This is a genomic window from Stenotrophomonas sp. SORGH_AS_0282 (assembly GCF_030818125.1).
Taxonomy (GTDB): domain Bacteria; phylum Pseudomonadota; class Gammaproteobacteria; order Xanthomonadales; family Xanthomonadaceae; genus Stenotrophomonas; species Stenotrophomonas rhizophila_A.
In genome coordinates this window covers 523811-537099 of the sequence record NZ_JAUTAB010000001.1, presented here as the reverse complement: position 1 = coordinate 537099, position 13289 = coordinate 523811, and the positions used below count along the sequence as shown (strand labels likewise).

Annotated in this window: 12 protein-coding genes and 4 pseudogenes; 10 read left to right on the top strand and 6 right to left on the bottom strand. The window is 60.7% G+C overall.

All coding sequences use genetic code 11. From position 1 onward, the window contains the following. Positions 1-595 precede the first annotated feature (595 nt). Positions 596-1357 (top strand): hypothetical protein, encoded by a 762-nt coding sequence (locus QE395_RS02315; RefSeq protein ID WP_306987451.1) that lies wholly within the window; start codon positions 596-598, stop codon positions 1355-1357. Positions 1358-1854: 497 nt separating this feature from the next. Here QE395_RS02315 and QE395_RS02310 read toward each other — a convergent pair whose 3' ends face one another. Both QE395_RS02310 and QE395_RS02305 read right to left on the bottom strand, forming a co-directional pair. Further along, complete coding sequence (locus QE395_RS02310; RefSeq protein WP_306987450.1) at positions 1855-2319, bottom strand: BLUF domain-containing protein; 465 nt, start codon at positions 2317-2319, stop codon at positions 1855-1857. Positions 2320-2843: 524 nt separating this feature from the next. After that, entirely contained in the window at positions 2844-3266 is a 423-nt protein-coding gene (locus QE395_RS02305; protein ID WP_306987449.1) for a BLUF domain-containing protein, read from the bottom strand. Positions 3267-3876: 610 nt separating this feature from the next. Between QE395_RS02305 and QE395_RS02300 the strand changes: the two genes are divergently transcribed. The 3 genes and pseudogenes from QE395_RS02300 (at position 3877) to QE395_RS02290 (ending at position 5719) form a co-directional block, all read left to right on the top strand. Further along, a complete protein-coding gene (locus QE395_RS02300) occupies positions 3877-4374 on the top strand; it encodes a DUF892 family protein (protein ID WP_306987448.1) in 498 nt (165 codons plus the stop codon). A gap of 142 nt (positions 4375-4516) precedes the next feature. Beyond that, positions 4517-5155 (top strand): annotated as a pseudogene (locus tag QE395_RS02295) (DUF6766 family protein). 15 nt (positions 5156-5170) lie between these two features. Next, positions 5171-5719: an isochorismatase family cysteine hydrolase gene (locus QE395_RS02290; protein WP_306987447.1), complete on the top strand. Its 549-nt coding sequence runs from the start codon at positions 5171-5173 to the stop codon at positions 5717-5719. A 211-nt stretch (positions 5720-5930) separates the two neighbouring features. Here the strand turns inward: QE395_RS02290 and QE395_RS02285 are convergent. From QE395_RS02285 to QE395_RS02275, 3 genes and pseudogenes are all read right to left on the bottom strand, one after another. Continuing rightward, positions 5931-6208: pseudogene (locus QE395_RS02285) on the bottom strand (DNA polymerase ligase N-terminal domain-containing protein); the annotation flags it as partial. Between the two features lie 13 nt (positions 6209-6221). Then, positions 6222-6398, bottom strand: coding sequence for a DUF3606 domain-containing protein (locus QE395_RS02280; protein ID WP_306987446.1), 177 nt, complete (start codon positions 6396-6398; stop codon positions 6222-6224). Between the two features lie 58 nt (positions 6399-6456). Beyond that, complete coding sequence (locus tag QE395_RS02275; RefSeq protein ID WP_306987445.1) at positions 6457-6747, bottom strand: hypothetical protein; 291 nt, start codon at positions 6745-6747, stop codon at positions 6457-6459. A gap of 327 nt (positions 6748-7074) precedes the next feature. On the opposite strand from QE395_RS02275, the gene QE395_RS02270 reads away from it, so the two are divergent. Then, on the top strand, positions 7075-7569 hold the full coding sequence (locus QE395_RS02270) for a hypothetical protein (RefSeq protein WP_306987444.1): 495 nt from the start codon (positions 7075-7077) through the stop codon (positions 7567-7569). 99 nt (positions 7570-7668) lie between these two features. On the opposite strand, the gene QE395_RS02265 is transcribed toward QE395_RS02270, so the two are convergent. Continuing rightward, positions 7669-8832, bottom strand: a complete 1164-nt coding sequence (locus tag QE395_RS02265; protein ID WP_306987443.1) for a zinc-dependent alcohol dehydrogenase — start codon at positions 8830-8832, stop codon at positions 7669-7671. A gap of 177 nt (positions 8833-9009) precedes the next feature. Between QE395_RS02265 and QE395_RS02260 the strand changes: the two are divergent. The 5 genes and pseudogenes from QE395_RS02260 to QE395_RS02240 all read left to right on the top strand — a co-directional run. Further along, a pseudogene (locus QE395_RS02260) lies at positions 9010-9366 on the top strand (DUF4126 domain-containing protein); the annotation flags it as partial. Between the two features lie 204 nt (positions 9367-9570). Then, positions 9571-9738, top strand: a pseudogene (locus tag QE395_RS02255) (dehydrogenase); the annotation flags it as partial. Positions 9739-9909: 171 nt separating this feature from the next. Further along, positions 9910-11478 carry a recombinase family protein gene (locus QE395_RS02250; RefSeq protein WP_306987442.1) on the top strand — a complete coding sequence of 523 codons (1569 nt, stop codon included), beginning with the start codon at positions 9910-9912 and terminating at the stop codon, positions 11476-11478. Continuing rightward, positions 11475-12392, top strand: coding sequence for a ParB/RepB/Spo0J family partition protein (locus QE395_RS02245; RefSeq protein WP_306987440.1), 918 nt, complete (start codon positions 11475-11477; stop codon positions 12390-12392). Before QE395_RS02250 ends, QE395_RS02245 begins: the two co-directional genes overlap by 4 nt. After that, positions 12389-13285 (top strand): plasmid partitioning protein RepB C-terminal domain-containing protein, encoded by an 897-nt coding sequence (locus QE395_RS02240; protein ID WP_068852060.1) that lies wholly within the window; start codon positions 12389-12391, stop codon positions 13283-13285. The genes QE395_RS02245 and QE395_RS02240 overlap by 4 nt, the downstream gene beginning before the upstream one ends. Positions 13286-13289 lie beyond the last annotated feature (4 nt).

Genomic DNA, 13289 nt, shown 5'->3' with positions numbered 1-13289 from the left:
CGATAACGGTCCCCAATCGCCTTGGGGTACCCGCATGTCCGCTTTCGGCCAAAAGCGGACACGCATGTAGGATGGCGCCTGTCAACGACATCCTGACCGATTCAGAGGCTTGGTTGTTGGTTGGGGCACGGCGTTGGCAGGAAAGACCTTAGCGCGGATGCCCTAGTTCGATAGCCGTAGTTCCACTGGATTCGAATTGGAGTTGGCCAAGCTCTGCTTTGAATATGCTGCAGAGATCAGCGAATCAAGAAGGGTTTGCGGATACCCAGCCCCTTGCGGGCCAATCTTACAGATCGTTCCCCCCTTGGCACCCCAGAGCGAAGACCCTATCCTGCTGCCGGCCGAAACGTACGCTGCGGGGTGACGCAAGTCCCAGGCTGGTCCTGTGCTTACTGCGCAACGACGTGCAGTTCTGGTTCCGGCGAAGGTCCGCCTCGCGTTATTTTTTCTCTGATCAAGGTTGATACTGTGCTTCTTGCCGTTTCCCCCGGCCGCCTTTGCCGCTGGCACGTTGTCCTGTTCCCACTGCTGGCCGTGCTGGCCCTGCCCGTTGCCGCACAATCGCCGCGTTGTGGCACCTTCAAGGATCCGGCCAGTGGCGCCCGTACTTCGGGTTGACAGTGCGGTACAAGGCGAACGCCAACTGCCCGGCGAGGCCGCAGAGCCGTATCACTTACAGCGCAACGGCGATCAACTGCTGGCGGCCAATCTGGCCAGCGGCAGGATGACCACGCTAGCGGTCAGTACCGATAACGGGAACCTCAGCGACGACACCGAGCATTACGTGCTCGAAGCTGACGTCGCCTGCCAAGCCGCTTCAACCTTCGCGCCCGGCAGTTGCCGCGCCGATATCACTACGTGCTTTGGCCAGATGACGTGGGCCGGCGCAGACAGCTGGAGGCGATGGTGCACCGAAGGCGTTTCCGCCGCCTGCAACCGGTTGATCGAGGACTACCGCAGCGAAGCTCGCAGCGCGTGGGTAATCGCCAAGGTCATGGCCGACGACAGCATCCCCTCCAGCCCCCCAGCGGTGTGCGTGGAAGACAGCGCCGCCTTCGATGGCGAGGCCTGCCGCCACGCGGAGGATGCCCAGCGCGCAAGGGCCGTGGGCAAGGCATTTGCGTTGACCAAAGACATGCCCAGCGAACCAACCTTGCCTGGTTCGGAGTTGGACGAAGTGGCCAAGCTGTGCCGCCAGCAGCCCAGCGTCACCTTTTGCACTGCCGTGGCGTCAGCCCTCCATACCGCCGGGCGGCTGCCAGCCGCGCTTGAAGCATTGCAGCTGGCATGTAGCACGGCCGAGAACCCGCAAGCTTGCGCGCAGCTGGCCACCCAAGGCACCGACACTCCGAACTAACTGGCCATGTCAGCGTCACTGAGCACCGGAACATCCACCGCTCTGCGGCATGGGTGGCTTCCCGGCGGTGTGGGGGGAGTTAAGGCAACTTTAGGAGCCGCTCTTTCCCACCATTTCGTCCGGTCCCGCACCTTCCGCCGGACAGACTCTTTCAGGGACGCGGCGCACTGCTCTTAAAGGGTGCGGGAATCAGGCAGCAGGAGGTGCCCTAGGGTGGGCGTTAGCTTCGTGGGGTCCATGTGGTGTGCCGGTGCGGCTTCGTCGAGGATATTCCTCTGGACACCCTACGCCGGGCCCGGATAAGGGATAAGAACGTTCGCCTCGCGGATCCGCAGGACATCTGGCCGAATCTATGACATCTGGCCGAATGTATTACGACCTCACCCTACGGATCCGCTCCGCGTCCAGCTGGAGTCCACCCAGTGGGTGGTGCCTCCCCCGTTATTGGATGGAAATTTCCGCCGACAGGCGTGAAAACGGCGCGAAGAACTTGGCCGTCACCAGGTAGCTGCTTCCCACCAATCGGGCAGGTCCACCCCTTCGTACGGATCGATCAACCTGTTGACGCGTTCGATGCCGGTGGGCACTTGGAACATTGTGACCTCTTCGCGGCGTAGCAAGCCTCGCCAGTCACTTAGCATCGCAATGCGGAGGTCTTCGGGCTCAACAGGCAGCCAACGCATCGGCCAGTAAGGAAACCGTCTCGGCCCGCCTACGCTGCGCGCCAGCTCGGCGATGTTGTTATGGCAGCTTGCACTGCTGATTCGCGACCAAGCATTCACCATAGCTCCCTCAAGACCTTCGATGTACTGAAGGAACCGGCTTCCGTCGGTAAGCAATACGCCTGTGACACCTGTGGTTGCGTTATGAGTGGCGGCGCTACGCGCCACTTCCTCAACCTGAAGAAGGGTCGCCCCAAGGCCAACTTGGCTCGTGTAAACGAGCGTGTGTAGCTTTCCCATGCCGCCTCCCCCAGATCGACCAGGATGCGCGACCCTACCATCCCATCAGCGGACGACCGACGGCTAGGATCCACTCTTCGGCGGAGGCTGGCCCGAGCGCCCCCACGCTGAGACGGAACTCCAGCCCGCGCAGACCATCGGTCAAGCCTGATCGCAGTTGCTTTGAGCTCTACACGCCGAGGGCGTGGCATCTACCGCCCCTTAACTAGCAATTATCATAAGCTGCGCGTTCGTTCGAAGGTAGGGACCGCAATGCCGAATACTGGGGTGTTCTATCTCCATGAGGTCTCGGGGCCCACGTCAGGCTCCCCCGGGCAGTTCACGTCCATCGCGAGGGTAAGAGCGACCTGCTCGAAGTGCAGTCTTACGTTTCACGCCACTGCTCCACCCGACTTAGTGGCCATCGAGGGTGGGACGGTGCTTTCCTGCTCCGCATGTGGCGCGAGACAAGCTATCAGCAACGCACGCTTTGACCTCTTTTCGACCCGCCTCGGCTCGGAAAGCAATCCTCGGCCTGAGCAGGATTAAGCGATATAGGGGGCTGCAATTTCAGCCAGACGCTCCACCCCGGTGGGCACAGCGCGAGAGCCCAAGGCTCGACCACCGAGGCTCGTCCAATCGCTAAATGCTGCCTCTTGGAACTGGGTATCGACGATAGAAATCCACCGCATCGACCAGTAGGGCATACATCGCTCGGAGACCCGTCCACGGGCAAGCTCAACGACATTGCAGTGCTCACGAGAATTGACGATCCGCGAATAAACCATCGACAGTCCATCATCCGGGCCTTCGATGTACTGCAGGAAGCGTGACCCATCAAAAAGCAGTATCCCGGTCACGCCCGCCAAACGGTTATGCGCGGCGGCTTTCTCAACCAGTCGGTTCAACTGGTCGTTGCTCAGATCTATAGCCGCCTCACTGGCGTATGCGATTGCTTGCAGGGTCATTCCGACCGTTCTCCGCTGCTCTGGTTTTCCTATCCCGGGGAGAGAATCGTAGCGGACAAAGTAGAGGACCCGACGTGAGCGAGCGCCCATTTCGTCGCTCGCGACCTGAACTAGCTGAACGGTTTAAGCGCTGGCCAGAACCGATGGTCTGACGCCATGGTCATGCTGCTGGCCAGCGAGCCGCCGGGTCTCGCTGCTGAGCGGGCGGACACTACTTGCAACCTGCATAACCATTGCGGGCACTCCCTTGGTGACAGTTGGCAAAGCTGCATGGGCTCGGGGAGGAGCTGCCTGAAAGCCAGTTTAGCTTGGGCAGTCGCTTCTTAGCTTGGGCAGTCGCTTCGGGGGAGACCGCCTTCGTTTCCGCTGTTACACGAATTGAATGCGGACGGCGCTGCGCCGCAACGCTGCATCCCGGCAAGAGGCCCTGGTTGAGCCTGACTGATTTAGAGAGCGCATAGGCGATTTGATTATGTGCTCTCCCACCGCCCACCGCTCAGCGGCCCAGATGGCTTGGTTAAGAAATTCTCAACGCCGAAGGGTCTACTTTCACGCGTCTTGGTCGAGGCTGGCGGCAAGGTATTGGCTCACCCCACCAGAGGACCACCAGATGGCCATCAGAACGCTTGAAGAGCTCTTCGTTCACGAGCTGTCCGACATCTACAGCGCTGAAAAGCAGTTGACAAAAGCCCTGCCCCGCCTGGCCCGAGCCTCAGAAAACCCGGATCTGGCGGCTGCTTTTGAGACCCACCTGGAAGAGACACAGGGACAGATCGAGCGCATCGATCAGGTCGTTGAAGTGCTGGGCATCCGCCTCAAGCGCATCAAGTGCGCCGCGATGGAAGGGCTGGTTGAGGAAGGCAAAGAAGTCATTGATTCGGTTGAGAAGGGCCCGGTGCGCGATGCCGCGCTGATCGGCGGGGCCCAGAAGGTGGAGCACTACGAGATCGCCTCGTATGGCACCATCGCGGCGCTCGCCAAGCAGCTCGGATACAAGGACGCGCTCCCGCTTCTTCTTGAGACCCTGGAAGAAGAGAAGGCAACCGATGAGAAGTTGACGCTCCTGGCGAAGTCCGGTGGAAATGCCAAGGCAGCCCAAGCGGCGTGAGGTAGGACCATGGAACGCGACCAGAAAGCGTCCTGACCCAGCCGGTAATCCGGGGAGCGGCACTGGCTGCCGCTCCTTCACCGGATTTCTCCACCGGCGGGACTAACGTCGGGCAGCTAGCTTAACTCTGGGCCGTATGGGAATGTGGAAACGTAACGGTTTATCGATCGTGCTGCTCCTTTTGCTTCTCTGCTTCTTGGGAGGGCAAGTGTGGACCGGCTTCCTGGCACACAACCAGGAACTCGCTGACGCAGACCGAGCGCCGCTGGACCTGTGGGACTACCTGCAGAGCGGGCACTTCGTCAGCGCCACGTTTGAGAACTGGGAAAGCGAGTTCCTTCAGATGGGCATGTATGTCCTGCTGACTGTCAGCCTGCGTCAGAAGGGCTCTGCTGAATCCCGACCACTGGACGACGCCAAAGAAGAGGAGCGCATTGAGGCTGGCCCTACCCCTTGGGCCGTTCGCAGAGGCGGGCTCTGGAAGACCTTATACGGCCACTCCTTGGCGATCACCTTCGGCGCGCTGTTCCTGTTGAGCTTCTCGTTGCACCTTGCGGGCAGCTGACGCGCGGAGGTCGACGAGCAGATGGCCCTTGGACAGCCCACGCCGACGTGCTGGGAACACCTTTGGAGCAGCAGCTTCTGGTTCGAGTCGTTCCAGAACTGGCAGAGCGAGTTTTTGGCTGTGCTCGCGCTGGTCATCTTGACCATTTTCCTTCGTCAGAAAGACTCGCCCCAGTCGAAACCGCTGGCTGCACCGCACAGTCAGACGGGCGATTGAAGATCCGGAGCGTCTATGAGTCAGCCCATCCCTGCTCTTTTGATCATCGACATGTTCACTCTGTTTGACTTCCCCGAAGCTGACCAGGTGAAGCCCAACGCATTGAAGGCCGCCGGGCAGATCGCCGTCCTCGCGCGCCGCTTCCGGGAGCGAGGTAACCCGGTGATTTATGCAAATGACAATTTTGCCAACTGGCAGATGGACTTCAAAGGACTGGTGAGTCTCTGTTTGGCGACGGAAGGCGAGTCGTCAGCGATCGCTGAACTTCTGCAGCCGCAGCTTGGCGACTACTTCGTGCTAAAACCCAAGCACTCTGCGTTCCTCGCCACCCCGCTTACCGTGCTCCTGGCCAAGCTGGGCGTAAGCGAGCTCGTGATTACAGGAATGACCGCCGAGTCATGCATCGCCGCTACGTGCTTCGACAGCAATGCGAGGGAATACCACACGATTGTGGTGCAGGAAGCGGTGGCTGGCATTGGTTCCAGACGAACGACCGCATTGCGGCTGCTGGGTGACTCCAAGGCGGCTAGTGTCCTCAAGCTGGCGAGTTACCTGCGCCGCTGAAGGATGTTTCTCAAACCCCTTGCCGACTCAGCAGCTAGTGTTCGGTTGAGCCATTGGACGTTGCGTTCTGGTCTGGGTTGGAAGGCGCCTTGACGTTGCTGCCGGCGCCGTGAACGTGCACACCCGTCGGGTCTTGAAGCTGGACCACCCTCCCCTGTTGCCAAGCGTCTGCTCCGGGGTCTATAGCGGGCTCGGGGATATCGGCGCGGCGTTTCGGAATGTCCCCCTCGAAACCGGCGTAGTCCACGGGATGGTCTTCCACCTCCACGGCCATTCGCTTGACCTTGGGGTCGTAACTGGGTCCCTTGGGAGCGGCCCAGCTCTTGAGGGGCGTCTCCTACCTGGGAGACGGAAGTCGTAATGGCGCCGGCTGGCGTGATGCAGCTGGACTACAAAGATCGCCCGTTGCCCTTGCGGCAGCGCTTTGCCAGGCCCCGGCTCATTGGTCTTATCGAAGCTCCGCTTGCGGCGGTATTCACTGAGGGACATGCCCTGCCCCGCGCTACTTGCCCAAGTGCTTGCGCACTGCGGCTGCGGTAGGACCCACCGCTTTCACCGCCGCCCGGAGTTCTTCGGCGTTGACGCCCAGTGCCTTGGTCCAATATTGCAGCTCATGGTCCTCGTTGACGTTGATGCGATCGCGGTCCGGGCTACCAGCGTTCTTTTTGTCGTCGGTCATGATGATCTCGTCCTTGCGTTCTAGATTGTTTTCGCGACCAGCAATTGCCGGCGCCAGGTCACTGCGCCGCGCGTGCTGGGGTGGCGCTGAAGGTGGGCGACCGAACGGCGGCGGGTGCGTAGGCCATCTCGCCTGCAGCCGCGATGAGCTCCAGAAGATGTGCGGCAACGGGGCCAACGTCTTTCCGCACGCCGATGAAGTGGACCCATGAGCCCTCCACTTCCACTCGGGCTCCGTCAAGCTCAGTGGACCGGCTGACCAGTACGCGCAGGTTCTGGATCCACGTCTCGCAGGGGACCGCGTCCAGCTGAACCGCGGTGGTGGCATCGCCCACGTAGAGATCCGCCATTTCCATCCGGGTCACGCGGGGCGTTGCGGCCCGAAACTGTGGGTAAGCACTCATAAGATCGTCCTGGTAGATATTTGAAGACAAATATCCGCTTGGCGGAGGGCACGTCGCGTCACTGCGGCGTCAAGGGAACGTCAAATGACTGGGCCGCTTGCAGCGAGTTGCTGTTCATGGATGGATCGGCGGTACGCACGCCAGAAAATACACACCGCCGTGAGCGGCGGTCACCTATTATCTTCTGTCGGGCCAACCTTGGATCCGCTACACGGGAGTCACGATGAAAAGTGATTGCAACCGAGTCCGGGACGTCAAAGGATCAACTCAGCCATGGACGTGACGGCTTGGCACGTCCTCTATCTCTTTTGGCTGGCTGCAGGGGCCATGGACTTTCTGCTTCACCGAGCCAGCAGCATTGAATCCACATCGGGACTGAAGGAATCCACGCTGCACTTGGCGCAGATCGCGATCCTGGGGGCGGCAACGCTCCTGTGGCTCTCCTTTCGAGCATCTCAACCGCTTTTCGTGATCCTTCTGGCGCTGATGTGCCTGCATGCCATCACAGGCTATTGGGATACACGCGTGGCCTATCCCACCCGAGCCATTCGCCCCTTGGAGCAACACATTCATAGCGTCCTGGACTTGGCCCCTTGGATCGCTATCGGCGCCTTTTACTGGTCCCTTCCTGATACGCACGCGGTAGCTGGCTTGGTGTTTGAACCGGCTCCGATCGCCATGTGGCTGTTTGCCATCGTGCCGACGCTACTTCTTACGGTGCTTCCCGCCCTCGTTGAGTTCCGACGCTGCCTCGCCTACCGCGCCTAGGCGAATCCGGCCCGCAACCCGGCGGTCAGGGAGACCTCGCCGGGTGGAGTTCAGAGATTGCTCGCAGCAGAGCGGGCCGCCGCCAGCCCGTCTCGTTTGTCAGGGGATAAGGATCACCTTGCGGCAGTCCTCTTCCTTACGGTCGAACAGTTCGTAGCCGCGGGCGGCGTCTTCGAGCGGAAGACGGTGGGTGATGATCACTCCAGGGTCGAGCGCGCCTTCCCCGATGTAGTCGAGCAGTTCGGGCATCAAACCCTGCACGTGGGTCTGGCCCATTTTGAAGGTCAGACCCTTGTCGAACGCATCGCCAAGCAGGAAGCCATGCAGATAGCCGGAATAGACGCCGGGAATGCTCACCGTGCCGCAGCGGCGGGTGGCGGCGATGCACTGGCGGATCGCAACCCCGCTGCTGCCTTCCACCTTCAGCGTGGTCAACGCCGATTCGAGCGCGCTGCCTTCGGCTTCGAAGCCCACTGCTTCGATGGATGCATCCACGCCGCGCCCATTGGTCTGGGTGATGATGTATTGCGCCGGGTCCTCGATCTGACTGAAATCCACCGGGGTTACGCCGTAGGTCTGCGCGGCGAAGGCCAGCCGGTAGGCCAGATGATCGACCATGAAGATGGTCTCAGCGCCCAACAAGCGACAGCACGCGGCAGCCATCAGTCCGACCGGGCCGGCGCCGAAGATGGCCACAGTAGACCCCGGTTTGACGCCTGCATTGAGCGCGGCCTGGTAGCCGGTTGGCAGGATGTCCGACAAGAACAGCACCTGTTCGTCGGGCAGCGCATCCGGCACGCGCAGCGGGCCCACGTTTGCCTTGGGAACGCGCACGTATTCAGCCTGGCCGCCTGAAACACCACCGTATAGATGGCTGTAGCCGAAAAGTGCCGCCGGCGGGCGAATACCCTTCTGGTTCACTGCCGCCCCCTTGCCGGTGTTGGTTGTCTCGCACGCTGCGTGTTCAGCCAGCTTGCAGTGGAAGCACTCTCCGCAGGCGATGACGAACGGCACCACGACCCGGTCGCCCGGCCTCAGATCGGTTACCCCATTGCCCACCTCCTCCACGACCCCCATGAATTCATGGCCCAGCACATCGCCGGTATGAAGGTCAGGAATCTTTCCGCGGTAAAGGTGAAGGTCCGAGCCGCAGATGGCCGTCGCGGTAACGCGCAGGATCAGATCATCCGGCGCAGCCAGGGTCGGATCCGGGACAGTGTCCACCCGGACGTCTTTGCTGCCGTGGTAGGTCAACGCGCGCATTGGGGCTCCTCGTGGCGTGATCGGTGCCATTAGAGATACTCGTCACTGTGTCCCCCGTCAGTGACTGCCATGTAGTGAAGATGTGGAGCCCGCCAAAACGCCGTGCTCATGGTTACAGGACCACCATGCACATTTTCGACTCAGGAGAACCACATGGCCCTGATGCATTAAACATTGATGGGAGCAGTAGCCGGCATGCGCGCGATGACCCCCGTGGCCGCAGTGACGAACGCTGCGCGCGGCGGCAATCTGCCTGTCGATAACGGGGCGCCGCGCCTTTTGTCCAACAAACTCGCGTCGGCGGGCATGCTTGCATTGGCAGGCGGTGAGCTCATCGGCGACAAGATGAAAACGGCCCCCGATCGGATCGTGCCGGCGGGCATGGTGGCGCGCGTCGCTACTGGGCTGATTGCCGGCGCGGCGTTGGCTCCCCATCGGCAGCGAAAGCTGGGCGCGCTGCTGGGAGCCGGTGCTGCCGTGGGTATGGCCTACGTGACGTTCAACCTGCGCATGCGCGCGATTGCCCGCTACGGCTAAACCAGCACCGGAGCCGTGGAAGATGCCATTGCCGTGGGAAGTGCCGCGCTGATCACTCAGTCCGCAAGGGGCGCCAAACGGAGAGGACGTCGCTGATTCGCGTTGTCAGGGCCCTGCACAAGCCATCCACATCGCAGGGGCGCGACGTTTACCCGCACATTCGCACACTGGCGTTTCTTCCACCCCAGAGAGGCTCCCTCGATGCCCGTGCCAAACTACCCGAAGCCGCCCTTCAAGGCTCAGCAGCAGTCGTTTCCTGGCAAGACCGACAAGCTCGACCCACGGCCTGACCACGGTGAAGAGAGCTACGTCGGCCACGGCCTTCTGAAGGGCAAGAAAGCTCTGATTACCGGCGGAGACAGTGGCATCTCGCGCAATGTCATAGGCGCCCTCTTCAGCGCGAGTTGCCAGTTCTCGGCCCGAATTCAGTTCTAGGCTCACGAAGATGATCTGCTTCAGACCCAAAGTCCGACCGTCACGTGATGGTCAAGGCATCGGCCTAGCGTCAAGTGGATCTATCGGCCTGACTGAGACGTTTCTGTGTCCCTGGAACAGAACACGGAAGTAAGCAAACCACAAAACGGGGCCAGAGGCCTTCGCGCGGCGCAGTACGTGCGCATGTCGACCGAGCACCAACGCTACTCGACTGAGAACCAATCTTCGGCCATCGCCGAATACGCGAAGGCGCACGGCATTGAAATCGTTCGGACCTACGAAGACGCTGGCAAGAGCGGCCTAACCCTGAAGGGCAGGCCCGGCCTGCAACGGCTACTGGACGATGTCCAAGGACCCGGCCGCGATTTTGAACTCGTCTTGGTCTACGACGTGAGCCGCTGGGGGAGGTTTCCTGATCCGGATGAAGCAGCGAGCTACGTCCACGCATGCAAAAAGCGGGGCGTAGCGATCGTCTACTGCGCCGAGCCCTTCCAGAACGACGGCTCCCTGCCCTCTGCCATCATGATCGGCCTCAAGCGGGGCATGGCGGCCGAATACAGCCGAGAGCTTTCGGTGAAAGTGTTCCGCGGTGCCTGCACGATAGTCCAACACGGGTATCGCCAGGGCGGGACAGCCGGCTACGGCCTAAGGCGCCAACTGCTGGACGAACAGCGCCAGCCCAAAGGACTTTTGGCCCGGGGTCAGCATAAGAGCATCCAAACCGACCGGGTCATCCTTGTGCCGGGGCCCCTGGACGAGCTCTCTGTCGTCCGCCGCATATACGACCTGTTCCTCAGAGGCAATCCGGAGCGTGTCATTGCGGCCATCCTCAACCGGGAGAACGTTGCAACGGAGACCGGAAGGCCTTGGTCCCGTGGCGTCGTTCACCAGATCCTGACTAACGAAAAATACATCGGCAACAACATCTACAACCGGACTTCTTTCAAGCTAAAAGCCCAACATGTCAAGAACCCACCAGAGGAATGGGTGCGGAAAGCTGACGCCTTCCCAGCCCTCGTTCCGATCGAGACGTTTTTCCAGGTCCGGGAGATCATCGCCCAGCGCTCCTCGCACTACGAAGACGACCAGCTCTTAGGGATGCTTCGGCAGCTGCTGGCTAAGCACGGCGCACTGTCTGGGTTGATGATCGACGAAGAGGAAGCCCTCCCGTCTAGCTCGGCATTCCGCTCCCGCTTCGGCAGCCTTTTGCGCGCCTACAGATTGGTTGGCTATACGCCCGCCCGAGACTACGCCTACTTAGAGATCAATCGTGCTCTGCGGAAGATGCACCCAACTATAGTTGAGAACATGAGCCGCCAGATCGAAGCGGCTGGCGGGCACGTGCAGCCCCATGGCAATACAGGCCTGCTGCTGGTCAACGGCGAGTTCACCGCATCACTCGTAGTCGCTCCATGCAAGCCAACCCCGGCAGGCTCAATGCGCTGGCGGATGAGGTTCGAGAACGGCCTCCAGCCCGACGTAACCCTCGTCACCCGACTGTGCGCTGACAACCGAGTCCCTTACGACTATTACGTCTTCCCTTCCCTGGATTTTAGTCAATCAGATCAGCCGAGGCTGGACAACAACGGGCTGTGGCTGGACCTGTATCGCACGGACGATCTCCACAACTTTTATCACCTGGCCGGCCGAGCGCCGCTGAAGGAGAGCGCATGAAGAAGTCCCCTCCGTCCAATCACTCGACTTCATCGGAAGTTGTGATGTTGGCAATCGACGATATCGCAATCGCGAATCCGCGCGCCCGCAACGATCGTGCACATAAGGCTATCGTTCGGAGCATCGAGCAGATTGGCCTTAAGCGGCCGATCACCGTCCGCCGCAGGCCAGAGAGCCCAAACGGCCAACCCTACGCGCTGGTTTGCGGTCAGGGGCGCATGGAAGCCTGCCGACTTCTAGGGCATCGGCAAATCGCGGCCTTCGTCATCGATGTGGATGAAAGCACCGCGCACGTCATGAGCATCGTGGAAAATGTAGCCCGAAGGACTCCCCGCGCCGCGGAAACCTTAGAGCATGTGCGCCTCCTCCGGGAGCGCGGTTACTCGGATTCCCAGGTCGCTGAGAAGTTGGGATGCTCACCATCCTGGGTCAACAATGTGACCACGCTCCTGCAGAAGGGAGAGAAGCGCCTGCTCGCTGCTGCCGAAGCCGGGCACATACCGCTTCACTTGGCTGTAGGCATCGCTCGAGCGACCGATGTTGAGACACAGCAGCTTCTTCAAGACGCCTATGAAAAAGGCGACCTCCGAGGGAAGCAAATTTTCCGGATTCGCCAGATCTTAGAGCATCGGAACCGGAGCGGTAAGCAGGCCAAGAATGACTTTGTGAAGGGTGCTCCGCGTAAGCCCATGGGTCGCGAGGAGCTTGCCAAGCTCTACAAGCGAGACGTGGAAGCCCACCAACGCATCCAGATGAAGTCCGAGTATGTGCAGCAATCGCTGCTCGTTGCCAGGCAAGTGTTTAAGGAGCTGTATGCCGACGAGGAGTTCGTCGCGCTTCTTCAGGCGCAGAAGTTAACGACGGTGCCCCGCCCTCTCGCGGACCTCGTCCCTGCAAAGGGAGCCCGCCGATGAGCGCCAAGGGGACAGGGTTGCGATTAGCGTTCGAGAAGAACTGCGTCGACGTGGACCTTTCCTTGCTCAGGGCGGCCATCGCGTTACCTGGCGGTGCCAAGGCCTCCGTGAAGTATCGTCAAATCGTAAAGTCCATCGAGACCATCGGCATTGTTGAGCCAATCATCGTCACCACGGACCGTGACCAGCCCGGCCGCTTTCTTGTCCTGGATGGCCATATGCGGCTTGAGGCACTCAGAGATCTAGGGGTAACGAAGGCACTGTGCCTCATCTCCACGGACGACGAGGGCTACACCTACAACAAGCGGGTCAATAGCCTATCGGTGATCCAGGCGCACAAGATGATCCTGAAGGCCGCCGAGGGCGGGGTGTCGGTTGCCCAGCTCGCCGAGGCGTTGGACCTGTCAGTCAACACCATCCGGGCCAAGTTCAGGCTCCTCGACGGCATCTGCCCTGAAGCCATTGTCCTGTTGGCGGAGAAGCCGGCAACCTCAGGGATGTTCAACGTGCTTCGACAGATGAAGCCGATGCGGCAGATCGATGTGGCGCAAACCATGGTGAATCTCAACACCTACTCGACTCGACTGGCAGTGGCCCTCCTGCGCAACAGCTCCCCAGACCAGCTGGTTCCGGAAGCCGCCCAAAGAAAGACAGATGCCACACCAAGTGAGGCACTGAAGCGCTTGGAACAAGAGCTGGCCGCATTGCAGGCAGATACCGAGACGCTACAGGAGGGATTTGGCCCGGCAAGCCTCCAACTGGAAATAATCAAAACCCACGTCGGAAGCTCCTTGCTTAACAACCCGGCGGTTGTTAGGTGGCTGGCCAAGCGACGCCCCGACCACCTTCAGCAGTTACAAAAGCTCTCTGAAATCAAAAATTTGCCAGGATAGAGGC

Coding starts and splice junctions, on each gene's coding strand:
- QE395_RS02310 (WP_306987450.1), bottom strand. CDS start 2,319: ATGGGAAAGCTACACACGCTCGTTTACACGAGCCAAGTTGGCCTTGGG.
- QE395_RS02305 (WP_306987449.1), bottom strand. CDS start 3,266: ATGACCCTGCAAGCAATCGCATACGCCAGTGAGGCGGCTATAGATCTG.
- QE395_RS02300 (WP_306987448.1), top strand. CDS start 3,877: ATGGCCATCAGAACGCTTGAAGAGCTCTTCGTTCACGAGCTGTCCGAC.
- QE395_RS02290 (WP_306987447.1), top strand. CDS start 5,171: ATGAGTCAGCCCATCCCTGCTCTTTTGATCATCGACATGTTCACTCTG.
- QE395_RS02280 (WP_306987446.1), bottom strand. CDS start 6,398: ATGACCGACGACAAAAAGAACGCTGGTAGCCCGGACCGCGATCGCATC.
- QE395_RS02275 (WP_306987445.1), bottom strand. CDS start 6,747: ATGGCGGATCTCTACGTGGGCGATGCCACCACCGCGGTTCAGCTGGAC.
- QE395_RS02270 (WP_306987444.1), top strand. CDS start 7,075: ATGGACGTGACGGCTTGGCACGTCCTCTATCTCTTTTGGCTGGCTGCA.
- QE395_RS02265 (WP_306987443.1), bottom strand. CDS start 8,832: ATGCGCGCGTTGACCTACCACGGCAGCAAAGACGTCCGGGTGGACACT.
- QE395_RS02245 (WP_306987440.1), top strand. CDS start 11,475: ATGAAGAAGTCCCCTCCGTCCAATCACTCGACTTCATCGGAAGTTGTG.
- QE395_RS02240 (WP_068852060.1), top strand. CDS start 12,389: ATGAGCGCCAAGGGGACAGGGTTGCGATTAGCGTTCGAGAAGAACTGC.